The following is a 10,881-nucleotide window of genomic DNA, read 5'->3' on the forward strand; positions in this document are numbered from 1 at the left end:
GTGATCCAGAGAGAAGTTGGTCGGCGAGCCAGTGAATTCCTACTCCCTGCAGCATTCTTCGGACCGTGCGCGCTCCACGGCGGAGTCCGTGACGCTTGTGTTCGCCGGGTGGCGTGCCGAGGATCCCGCTGTCCCCGTGGGCCGCAATCGATGCGCGCTCACAGTGGGGGACACGACCGCCCTTGCGTACGACCGGGAAACCGACTCCTTAGGTTTCGCTCCCGCCGCCGCTCTCCCGCAGGGCGCGACCGCACTGATCACCGCCCACGCGGACCACTGGTGCCTGACCAATCTGCACGCCGAGGACACCTGCTTCGTGGAGAACATGGAAGGCGGCGGTGAGTTCGTGAAGGTGGCCCCGCGCCGACGGGACCTTCCCATCCCCTTCGAGCTGGCGCGGCTGGTGCTGCCCGTGGCGCGCGGAGCCGGCCTGGTCGACATCTTCGGACCCGAGCCCCGCTACCTCGCCGCGGATGCGGCTTCGCGGTCCGGGACCAGCTGGCCCCAACTCGACGAGGGAGCCGCGTACTTCCGCGTCCTCGTCGCCCTGTGCGAACCCCAGCTGCGCGGCTGTCCGCCGGGCGCCGTCCCCACCCTCGCCGACGTCATCGCCCGGATCCGGGACGGCGAGCCCGTGATGAGCCGTGCCGCGGTGAACCACCACATCAACTACCTGGCGACGCAGAAGCTGCGGGTCGGCACCTGGGCGGGCGGCAACGGGAAGCGCTCCTACTGGAAACGCGAGGCGATCGTGGCGATGGCCCTGCGCTCCGGCCTGGTCGACGAGCACCATCTGGCGCTCCTCCCGCGCCGACGCCGGCTCAGCAGTCCGCCAGCGCCTGACCTATCGTCAGGGCCAGCTCGACGATGCCCCCCTGATCGATGACCAGGGGAGGAATCGCCATCGCCGACCGGCCCTGTGCGCGCAGCAGAACGCCCCGTCGGCGGGCCGCGGCGACCAGTTCCGCGGCGAACTCGCTGCGGTGGCATTCGACCGTGGCGACCAGCCCCAGGCCCCGCACGTCACTGACCTCGGGGTGGTCGAGCAGCGGAAGCAGCCCGGCCAGGAGCTCCCGGCCGAGGCTCGCGCTCGCCGCGACCAGCTGCTGCTCCTCGATGACGTCGAGTACGGCGACCGCGACCGCGCAGGCCACCGCGTGCCCGCCGGTCGTGTGGCCGTACCGCAGACCGCCGAGCAGCGGGTCGGCCACGAAGGACTGGTAGACGGCCTCGGTGGTGCTCAGGGCGGCGAGGGGCACATAGCCGCCGCTCAGCCCCTTGCTCATGGTGACCAGGTCCGGGGTGACGCCGTCGTGCTCGAAGCCGAACATCCGGCCCGTCCGGCCGAACCCGCAGAACACCTCGTCCAGGACGAGCAGCGCCCCGCTCCGGTCGCACAACTCCCGCAGCCCCCGCAGGAACCCCTCGGGCAGCACCACTCCGCCGCCCACATTGAGCAGCGACTCCACGAACACCGCCGCGGGCGGCGGACCGTCGAGCACGGCCCGCTCGAACGCCTCGAGCAGCAGCGGCAGGGACCGAGGTGCGCGCACCTCGCCCGCCGCCACCGGCAGATCCACCCTGGTCACCGGGAACGGCTCGGCACCGTAGATCGCGTTGGTGGGCAGCCCCGACAGGTGCTGGGCGACCAGCGTGCTGCCGTGGTACCCGGCGGCGAAGGTGACGATCCGGCTGCGCGGCCGCCCCACGTTGCGCCAGTGGTCGTGCGCGATCCGCACCGCGGCCTCGGTCGCCTCGGAGCCGCTGTTGAGGAGCAGGGTCCGGTCGAGACCGTCGGGCAGCAGCGCGGCGAGCCGCTCGGCGATCTGCCCGGCCGGCACGTGCGAGCCCGCGCTCAGATCGAAGTTCGGCAGCAGCGACAGCTGCCGCTCGGCGGCGGCGATGAGGGCCGGGTGGGCGTAACCGCAGCTGGAGTTCATCGCCGACGCCACCGCGTCGAGATACTCCCGGCCCGTCGTGTCCCGCACCCGGTACCCGTCCCCGGAGACCAGGATCGGGCGGTCCGCCCCCGACTCTCCGACCGGGGACCACGGGTGCCACACGAAGCGCCGGTCGCGCTCGCGGACCTGCCCGTCATCGACCGTGGCGGCGACGCCGCTGTGCTGAGTGTTGGTAGGCGACATGACGGTGATCCTGCAGCGACGGGGGCCCGATGTGCACCCGTACAGGTGTGAGGGTCCCCTTCATCCCGATTCTGGCGATCATGGCTGGAGCCGCTGCGGCGGTTCAGGCAACGGCAGTGGGGAGAGGGGCGTCGGCGGTGATGGTGCACGTACTGAACCCGGCGGCGGCCCTGGCGCGCAGACCGGACCGGGTCCTGGTCGCGGGCGGCAGCGGCGCCGGCAAGACCACCGTCGCGGGCAAGCTCGGCACGCTGCTCGGGCTGCCCCGCATCGAACTGGACGCGCTCTACTACCGGCCCGGCTGGGAGGTGAGCCCGGAGTTCGCCGCCGACGTCGCACGCGCCACCGAGCGGCGCCGCTGGATCACCGAGTGGCACTACCCGGAGGTCAACTCCCTGCTCGCCCGCCGAGCCGACCTGCTGCTGTGGCTGGACTACCCGGCCCGCATCACCCTGACCAGCCTGGCTCTGCGGACCCTGCTGCGCTCGATGCACCGCGAAGTGCTGTGGAGCGGCAACCAGGAGCCGCCGTTGCGCTCGGTGTTCACCGACCCCGACCACATCCTCCGCCACGGCTGGACGGCCCGGCACACGACCCGGACCGAGCTGCGGAGGCTGACCGCCGAAGACCCCGAGGAGCGGCTGCACCTGCTGCGCTTCACCCGCCCCGCGGACCTGTCCCGCTGGCTGATCGACCTGGCCAGGACGCTCGACGGGTCCACCCGGCCAGACGGCTCCACCCCGTCCGACGGGCCCACCTCGCCCGACCGGTGCCCACCGCAGCAGAAACAGCAGAGGAGACAGAGGAGCAACCATGCGCTGTGAGTTCGACGACATCGTGGTCGGCGCGGGCTCCGCGGGGACCGTACTCGCGGCCCGCCTCTCCGCCGACCCCGCGCGGCGCGTCCTGCTGATCGAGGCGGGACCCGACTACCTCGACCGGACCCGGCTCCCCGAGGACCTGCGCAACGGCAACACCCCTTCCATGGTCGACCACGACTGGTCGCTGACCGCCGTGCGCGACGACGGCACGCACCTGCCGCTGCCACGCGGCAAGGTCGTCGGCGGATCCTCCGCGGTGAACACCTGCCTGGCCCTGCGCCCCGAACCGGACGACTTCGCCCGGTGGGAGCGGGCGGGAGCCACCGGCTGGTCCTGGAACGACGTACGGCCCTTCTTCGTCCGCCTCGAAACCGACGAGGACTTCACCGGCGACCACCACGGCACCGACGGACCGCTGCGCATACGGCGGCCCGCCCGGGCCGACTACACGCCCCTGTCGGCGGCCCTGGTCGACACCGCGACCGCCGCCGGGCACCCCCTGGTGGGGGACCACAACGCGCCCGGCGCCACCGGCGTGGGCCCGCTGCCGCTGAACCTCGCGCGCGGCGGGCGGCGGATCTCCACCGCGGCCGCCTACCTCGATCCGGTGCGCGACCGCCCGAACCTCATCGTCCTCCCGGACACCCTGGTGGACCGGGTCCTCTTCGAGGGCACCAGGGCGACCGGGGTCGTGGTCGGTACGGGCAGCCATGCCACCGAACTGCGCGGCGCCCGTGTCACCCTGTGCGCGGGCGCCTACGGAACGCCCGCCCTCCTGCACCGCTCCGGAGTCGGCCCGGCCGCACTGCTGCGCGAGCTCGGTGTCGACGTGGTGGCCGACCTGCCCGGCGTCGGCGCCAACCTCGCGGACCACTCCCAGGTCGCGATCGGCGTCATCCCGCGCCCCGGGCTGTGCGACCCGGCCGACCCCTGTGCGCAAGTCGTCCTGCGCCACACCGCACCGGACTCCGACATCGCCGACGACCTGCAGCTCTATGCCCTCAACCACGTCGAACTCGACGTATACGCACCGCACTTGGCCTCGCGTGTGCCCGACGGCCGGGCCTTCATGCTGACCTCCAACCTCATGGCGCCGCAGGGCCGGGGAAGCGTCGCTGCGGTGTCCCGCGATCCCGCCGTACCCCCGCGCATCCGCATCGACTACGGCAGCCACGCAGCGGACGTGCGCCGCCAGCGGGACGGCGTCGCCCTGTGCTGGGAACTGCTCCAGCAGCCCGCCTTCACCGCGCTGACCAAGGACATCATCGACATGGACGCCCGAACGGCGCGCTCACCAGCCGAGTTGACCGCCTTCGTCCGGCGCGCCGCACGCACGGCACACCACCCCATGGGCACGGCCAGAATCGGCCCGGCGGACGACCGGTACGCGGTGGTGGACCCCCAGTGCCGCGTCCACGGAACCGAGCAGCTGCGCGTGGCCGACGCCTCGGTCATCCCGGTGCCGGTGCGCGTGAACACCAACCTCGTCTCGATCATGATCGGCGAACGCGCCGCCGCCTGGCCGGACCAGGGCCACGACGACCACCGGACCGCACCGACGGCGAAGCGGAGCACACCATGACCGACACCTTCGTTCTCAAGCACCGCCCGGAGGACTTTCGCGTACGCGAGAACGTGCTCGTCCCGCTGACCGACCAGGCGGGCGCCGATCAGCACTACGTCCTGCTGCACAAGCGGGGCTACACCACGATGGAGACGGTCCGGCTGATCGCCGAACGGCTCGGCGTGCCCAGCCAGGACATCGGGTACGCCGGGCTCAAGGACGAGGACGGGGTGACCGAGCAGCTCCTGTCCCTTCCCCTGACGGCACGGCACGCCGCACACGAGCTGCTGACGGCGGAGTTCCTGGAGACGGTGGATGCCGGACGGCTGCTGCGGCTGAGCCACTACGGGTACGGCACCGAGCCGTTGACGGTCGGCCGGCTCAACGGCAACGGCTTCCGGGTGGTGCTGCGCAATCTGGACGAGGCCACCGCCGCACGGATCGGCGACCGGCGCCGGATCAACCTGCTCTTCGTCAACTACTACGACACACAGCGCTTCGGCGTCCCCGGCGGACCCAAGCGCACCCACCTGGTCGGCGCCGCGCTCCTGAACCAGGACTGGGCCCGCGCCCGCATGGAGCTGGCGGGGCTCAACGCACCCGAGAGCGCGGCGGCCCGCCGGTGGGCCGGGGCCGACCAGGACTTCTTCGCCGGGCTCGACCCACGGGCCGTGGCCTTCTACCTGGCCGCGCACTCCTCGTACGGCTGGAACGCGAGGGTGCGCGAACTGATCGCCACCACCTGCCCCACCGACACCGACGACGTCCGCGTGGACGGCCTGCCCTACCGGTTTCCCACCACGGCCGCGGGCGTGGCCGCCCTCCTCGCCGCCCGCCACGAACTGCCGTACATGCGCTACGCCTACCGCGGCGGCCCCGTCGAACTCCCCACCGTGCGGCCGACGGTCGTGCAGGCGCAGCTGACCGTCGGCGACCACGGCCCGGACGACGCGTTCCCCGGCCGGCACGCGGTGGAGGTCGGCTTCCAGCTGCCCGCCGGCTGCTACGCCACGACCGCGCTGAGGCAGCTGATCGTCCAGCGGTGACGTGGTGATGGTCGAGTTCCCGAAAGGTCAGACATGGCGTTGCTGCTGCTCAACCGCAGGTCCATCCTGCCGGACCTGCCCGACTGGCTGCCCGGCGAGTCCCTGGTCCTGGTCACCGCGAGATCCGCGCTGGCGGAACCGATCCCCGACCGGCTGGCCCGGAGGTTCCACCGCATCGAGGTCGTGGACGACCTCGTCTATGAATCGGGCGAGGTCGACCGACTCATCGACGCGCTGTGCGCACGCCACGACGTCGAACGGCTGCTCAGCACCGCAGAGTTCGACGTGGTGCGCGCGGCACGGGCGCGCGCTCGGCACGGCCTGCCCGGCCAGTCCGTCGCGAGCGCCGTGGCCTACCGCGACAAGCACGTGATGAAACGCCTGGCCGCGGGGCACGGAGTCGCGGTTCCGCCGATGGCCCCGGTGCGCGACACGGCCGACGTCCTGTCGTTCATGGACACCCACGGGCTTCCCGTCGTGGTCAAGCCGCACGACGGGGTGGCATCGGTGGGGGTCCGCCTGCTGCGCGACCGGCGCGAGGCCGAGCGACTGGAGCTCGGAGGAGCCGGTGGCCTGCTGGCCGAGCGGTTCGTCGACGGAACCGTGTGCCACGTGGACGGGCTGATGGCCGGGGGCAGGGTGCTGTTCGGGGCGGCGTCCCGCTATCTGTACGGAAACCTGGACACGGCGACGCACGGTGCGCCGAACATCAGCGCCATGCTGGCGGACGACGACCCGCTGGCCGTGCGACTGCTCGACGCGACCGCCGCGGTGGTGGCCGCCCTGCCCGCGGTCGAGGAAGTGACCGCGCTGCACGCCGAGTTCTTCCACACGCCGGACGACGACGTCGTGCTCTGCGAGATCGCCTGCCGTCCCGGAGGCTGCGGCATCGTCGAGGCGTTCGAGCTGTCGACGGGCATCAACCTGTACGCCGCGCACCTGCGCGGCCAGGCCGGACTGCCCACGCCCGCGGCTGTCGAAGGGGAGCGGCCGCGCCACGGCTGGGGCTGGTTCCCGCCGCGGCGCGGCACGCTGGTGCGGCTGCCGTCCTCCTGCCCCCTGTCGGGCACGGTCCGCTTCACCGCCCACGGCGCCGTCGGCTCGTACTCCGAGGGCCCGACGTCCAGTTCGGACCGCGTCGCGGAACTCGTCTACCGCCTCCCGGACGCCGGGGATGTCGAGGACACCCTGCGCGCGGTCGACAACTGGTGGGCGTCCGGGGCCCGTTGGGACGACGGGTGAGCCCGGCCCGCACCGACCGGGCCGCGTCCCGATGACCCGGGCCATGGCGCACGGCGGCCGCTTCATGACGGCCATGGTCGTGGACGCGCTGGGCAGCGGGGTCTGGATCACCTTCTCCCTGCTGTACTTCACGTACGGGCAGGGCCTGGCGCTGACCGCGGCAGGCGCCGCCCTCAGCACCGGCGCGCTGACGGCACTGGTCCTCGGCGGCCTCGCCGTGGGCGTGCTCACCGACCGCATGGGCCCCTTCCGGGCCGCCACCCTCAGCTGCGCGATCCGGGCCGTGGCCTTCCCGTGCTATCTGTTCGCGGACCGCCCGGCCACCGTCGCCGTCATCGCCTTCGCGGTGAGCTTCGGCGACCGCCTCTACTGGGCGGCCCACGGCGGCCTGGTCGAGAGCGTCACCTCCGGGGAGCAGGCGCGGCGCTCGCTGTTCGCCCTGCTCAACAGCCTCCGCAACGTCGGCCTCGGCCTGGGCGCGCTGACGGTGGCCCTCGGCGCCTGGCTCGAGGAGAGCGCAGGCGCGCCTCTGTGGAACTCCATCCCCCTGGTCAACGCGGGCAGTTTCGCGGTCGCCGGGCTGCTGTTCCACCGCGTCGGCCGGAACGCGCGGCCGGTGGCCGCCCCGGAGCCGGGCCGGCGAGCCGTCTCCTACCGTGGCGTCCTGGCCAACCGCCCGTTCGTCGTCTTCACCGGCGCCACGCTCACCCTCACGCTGTCCAGCGTCGCCTTCGACTCGATCCTGCCGGTCTACCTCCGCTCCCTTGACCTGCCGCTGTGGCTGCCACCCGTGGTCTACGTCCTGTCCTGCGTGGCCATCCCGGCCTTCCAGCCGCTGGCGCTGCGCCTGGGCCGGGACCGGCACGCGATGCGGCTGATGGCCCTCGCGGCGGTGCTCGTCGCGGTGGCCCTGGGCGGCCTCGCGACCCTCGGCCCCCTGGGCCCGGCCGGGGCCACGGCGCTCATCGGCCTCCTCGTCCTGGTGTTCAGCCTGGGCGAGGCGATCTTCGGCGCGGTCGCCATGACGGTCGTCCTGTCGTACGCCACGCCCACGGACGCCGGCCGCTACAGCGCCTTCTACCAGCTCGCCTGGGGGCTGTCGGGAGCACTCGGCCCCGGCATCCACACGCTGCTGTTCTCGGTCTCGGGCAGCGCGCCGTGGATCGCGATGGCGGCCGCGCTGCTCGGCGGCGCCGCCGTCTACCTCAGGCTCGCCCGGACCGCACATGCCCCACAGAAACCGACGTCGTACAGCCGCGCCCCGGCCGGCCGGAAGGGACGGACACGACCATGACAGCAGAACAGGACAAGCTCGCACACGGCCAGGCCGCCGAGCACATCACCGCCGTCGTCCTGCGCGCCCTGCGCCAGTTCTGGACCGGGCGCCACGCGCTGCTGCTGCTCGACGAGTTCGACCGCCGGGCCACCGCGTTCGTCGACGAACTACGCGCGTGCGGTGCGCGGATCGGTGCCGTCGTCGCGCGCACCGGACCGGCCCCCGGTGCGGCGCAGATCGAGCGGAGCTGGCACTGCAGCGACGCCGGACGGCACTTCACCGCGCCCGAGTTCGAGGCATGGCTGCACAGACCGTCCGCCGATGTGGCCGCCTGGCTGGACGACCTCGACCCGGGGCGGCAGTGGGTGGTCCTCGGCACACCCCGTACCGGAGTCGAGGAGTTCTGCGGCCGCGCCGTGCACGGGTGGCGACGCCCGCAGTGGGCCGCCGTCGAGGACAAGACCACCATCGACCGGCTGTGGGCGGAGGCCGGGGTGGCCGCGCCGCCCCACCGCGTGGTCGGCGCCGATGAACTGCTGCGCGGCCCGGCCGACTTGGCGGAGCTCAGCGGTTCCGCGGGCGTGGTGGTCGCCGCCGATGCCACCCGCGGCCACGTGGGCGACGCACGGGGCCTGCGCTGGGTGCCCGACCTCGACCGATTCCCCGCGGTGGCGCGGGACCTCGCCGGGCGCACCGACCGCGCCCGCATCGCCCGCTTCGCCGACGGGGTCCCCTGCAGCGTCCTGGGCCTGGCCCTGCCCGACGGGGTGGCCGTGTTCTCGCCGATAGAAATCGTCACCCTCGGTGCCCCGGCGAGCGGCCGGCTGCTCTTCTGCGGCTCCTCCACCCACTGGCGCCCGGGGGAGGAGGCGGAGCACGACATCCGCGACGCGGCCCGCCGCGCCGGCACGCAACTGGCCCGCTCCATCGGCTACCGGGGGCTCTTCAGCGTCGACGGGCTGCTCACACCGGACGGCTTCCGGGCCACCGAACTCAACCCCCGCCACGCCTCCGGCCTCGGCCTGCGGGCCGCGCTGCCGGACTTCCCGCTCTATCTGTACAACCGCGCGGTACAAGAAGACCTGCCCGGCCTCGACGACCTCACCAGTGCCGCACTGGAGCGGACGGTGCGCCGAGCGGTGGCGGCGGCACCGTCGTACTCACTCGCCGTCCCGGTGCGCCGCGCCGCCCGGGTGTTCGGCAGCACCGGTCGCCGGTCGCTGGCCGCCGGCGGATCACTCATCGACTACCGGCTGCGCCACGGCGCCGCGTCACTGACCGCGATCACACCGGCCGCCCCGCACCACCGGGCAGGCCCGGCCTGCGCGGCCCTCGCCGCCCACCTGGGCGCACCGGACCTGACCTCGTTCCCCCTGAACCCGCCCCCGCACCCCGACAAGTGAGCACGGCAGAAGAAGTGAGCACGGCAGAAGAAATGAGGCGTACGTCCATGAGCCGACCGACCAACCTGGTCAACTCCTGGAATGAATGGGACCCGTTGAAGGAGATCGTCGTCGGCGTCGCCGACCACGCCTGCTTCGAGCCGAGCGAGCCCGGACACCGGCCGCAGGTGCGCACCGCCGACGGCTCCCCGGCACCCTTTCCCACCGGACCCAAGCCAGCAGAGATGATCGACCGCGCCAACGAACAGCTGGACGGCCTGGTCTCGCTGCTCGAGTCGCAAGGCGTCACCGTCCACCGCCCCCAAGCACCCGACCTCGCGCAATCCCTGCGCACACCAGCGTTCGAGGTGGAAAACCAGTACTGCGTGGTCTGTCCGCGCGACGTGATGATCACGCTCGGCAACGAGATCCTGGAAGCCCCGATGTCGCGCCGCGCCCGGTACTTCGAGTACCAGGCGTACCGCGACCTCGTCTACGCGTACTGGAACGCCGACCCCGCCATGGTGTGGACGACGGCGCCGAAGCCGTCGATGGCCGACGCGATGTACCGCGAGGAGTTCTGGGACTGGCCGCTGGAGAAGCGGCACCGCGAGATGCACGCCGCGGAGTTCTGCGTCACCCAGGACGAGGTCGTCTTCGACGCCGCCGACATCAGCCGGTTCGGCCGCGACATCGTCGTACAGGAGTCGATGACCACCAACCGGCCCGGCATCCGCTGGCTCAAACGGCACCTGGAACCACGCGGGTTCCGGGTCCACCCGGTCCACTTCCCGCTGGACTTCTTCCCCTCCCACATCGACTGCACCTTCGTCCCGCTGCGCCCGGGCCTGGTGCTCACCAACCCCGACCGGCCGCTGCGCCACGGCGAGGAGCAGCTGTTCCTGCGCAACGACTGGCAGTTGGTCGACGCGCCCGAGCCGACCTCGGGCAACGACGAGATGCCCCGGTACTGCCAGTCGTCGAAGTGGCTGTCGATGAACGTGCTGAGCATCTCGCCGACCAAGGTGGTGTGCGAGGAACAGGAGAAGCCCCTGCAGGACCTCCTCGACCGGCTCGGCTTCGAGGTGTTCCCCATCCCGTTCCGCGACGTCTTCGAATACGGCGGCTCCCTGCACTGCGCCACCTGGGACACCCACCGCGAAGGAACCGCCGAGGACTACTTCCCCGCGGTGGACTACCGCCCGGTCACCGACGCGCCACGGCGCATCGCCTGACGGACTGACGGCCTGACGACCCGTCGGGGGGGGGGGGGGGGCGCGGCCCCGGGGGCCCCGGTGGGGGGGCGCGGGGGGGGGGGGGGGGGGGGGCGGGGGCGCCCCAATGGGCGTATCCGACCGGTCGGATGTGGCTGAGCCGTAGGCTTCTTCGCCCTCTCCGCCCCTGAC

Annotated in this window: 9 protein-coding genes; 8 read left to right on the forward strand and 1 reads right to left on the reverse strand. The window is 72.6% G+C overall.

The window, feature by feature from the left end:
• Nucleotides 1-163: 163 nt before the first annotated feature.
• Nucleotides 164-886 (forward strand): hypothetical protein, encoded by a 723-nt coding sequence (locus tag ACFWYM_RS30375; protein ID WP_384844353.1) that lies wholly within the window; start codon nt 164-166, stop codon nt 884-886.
• Here the strand turns inward: ACFWYM_RS30375 and ACFWYM_RS30380 are convergent.
• On the reverse strand, nt 822-2,144 hold the full coding sequence (locus ACFWYM_RS30380; RefSeq protein WP_384844356.1) for an aspartate aminotransferase family protein: 1,323 nt from the start codon (nt 2,142-2,144) through the stop codon (nt 822-824). The two genes, ACFWYM_RS30375 and ACFWYM_RS30380, sit on opposite strands and share 65 nt — an antisense overlap.
• A 140-nt stretch (nt 2,145-2,284) precedes the next feature.
• Between ACFWYM_RS30380 and ACFWYM_RS30385 the strand changes: the two genes are divergently transcribed.
• The 7 genes from ACFWYM_RS30385 to ACFWYM_RS30415 are packed head-to-tail and all read left to right on the forward strand — an operon-like array spanning nt 2,285 to nt 10,710.
• Entirely contained in the window at nt 2,285-2,968 is a 684-nt protein-coding gene (locus tag ACFWYM_RS30385; RefSeq protein ID WP_384844359.1) for an adenylate kinase, read from the forward strand.
• A complete protein-coding gene (locus tag ACFWYM_RS30390; RefSeq protein WP_384844362.1) occupies nt 2,958-4,547 on the forward strand; it encodes a GMC family oxidoreductase in 1,590 nt (529 codons plus the stop codon). The genes ACFWYM_RS30385 and ACFWYM_RS30390 overlap by 11 nt, the downstream gene beginning before the upstream one ends.
• The gene (gene truD, locus ACFWYM_RS30395; RefSeq protein WP_384844365.1) at nt 4,544-5,575 is read left to right on the forward strand and encodes a tRNA pseudouridine(13) synthase TruD; all 1,032 of its coding nucleotides are present in this window, start codon (nt 4,544-4,546) and stop codon (nt 5,573-5,575) included. The genes ACFWYM_RS30390 and truD overlap by 4 nt, the downstream gene beginning before the upstream one ends.
• A 33-nt stretch (nt 5,576-5,608) precedes the next feature.
• Nucleotides 5,609-6,817 carry an acetyl-CoA carboxylase biotin carboxylase subunit family protein gene (locus ACFWYM_RS30400; protein WP_384844368.1) on the forward strand — a complete coding sequence of 403 codons (1,209 nt, stop codon included), beginning with the start codon at nt 5,609-5,611 and terminating at the stop codon, nt 6,815-6,817.
• Between the two features lie 43 nt (nt 6,818-6,860).
• The gene (locus tag ACFWYM_RS30405; RefSeq protein ID WP_384844371.1) at nt 6,861-8,111 is read left to right on the forward strand and encodes an MFS transporter; all 1,251 of its coding nucleotides are present in this window, start codon (nt 6,861-6,863) and stop codon (nt 8,109-8,111) included.
• Nucleotides 8,108-9,496, forward strand: coding sequence for a hypothetical protein (locus ACFWYM_RS30410; protein WP_384844374.1), 1,389 nt, complete (start codon nt 8,108-8,110; stop codon nt 9,494-9,496). Before ACFWYM_RS30405 ends, ACFWYM_RS30410 begins: the two co-directional genes overlap by 4 nt.
• A gap of 47 nt (nt 9,497-9,543) precedes the next feature.
• Nucleotides 9,544-10,710 (forward strand): glycine amidinotransferase, encoded by a 1,167-nt coding sequence (locus ACFWYM_RS30415; protein ID WP_384844377.1) that lies wholly within the window; start codon nt 9,544-9,546, stop codon nt 10,708-10,710.
• Nucleotides 10,711-10,881 lie beyond the last annotated feature (171 nt).

The organism is Streptomyces sp. NPDC059009 (assembly GCF_042740175.1).
Lineage (GTDB): Bacteria > Actinomycetota > Actinomycetes > Streptomycetales > Streptomycetaceae > Streptomyces.

Bases quoted from the DNA above. Each gene is read 5' to 3' on its own strand.
- ACFWYM_RS30385 (WP_384844359.1), top strand. From the start codon at position 2,285: ATGGTGCACGTACTGAACCCGGCGGCGGCCCTGGCGCGCAGACCGGAC.
- ACFWYM_RS30410 (WP_384844374.1), top strand. From the start codon at position 8,108: ATGACAGCAGAACAGGACAAGCTCGCACACGGCCAGGCCGCCGAGCAC.
- truD (WP_384844365.1), top strand. From the start codon at position 4,544: ATGACCGACACCTTCGTTCTCAAGCACCGCCCGGAGGACTTTCGCGTA.
- ACFWYM_RS30390 (WP_384844362.1), top strand. From the start codon at position 2,958: ATGCGCTGTGAGTTCGACGACATCGTGGTCGGCGCGGGCTCCGCGGGG.
- ACFWYM_RS30405 (WP_384844371.1), top strand. From the start codon at position 6,861: ATGGCGCACGGCGGCCGCTTCATGACGGCCATGGTCGTGGACGCGCTG.
- ACFWYM_RS30400 (WP_384844368.1), top strand. From the start codon at position 5,609: ATGGCGTTGCTGCTGCTCAACCGCAGGTCCATCCTGCCGGACCTGCCC.
- ACFWYM_RS30415 (WP_384844377.1), top strand. From the start codon at position 9,544: ATGAGCCGACCGACCAACCTGGTCAACTCCTGGAATGAATGGGACCCG.
- ACFWYM_RS30380 (WP_384844356.1), bottom strand. From the start codon at position 2,144: ATGTCGCCTACCAACACTCAGCACAGCGGCGTCGCCGCCACGGTCGAT.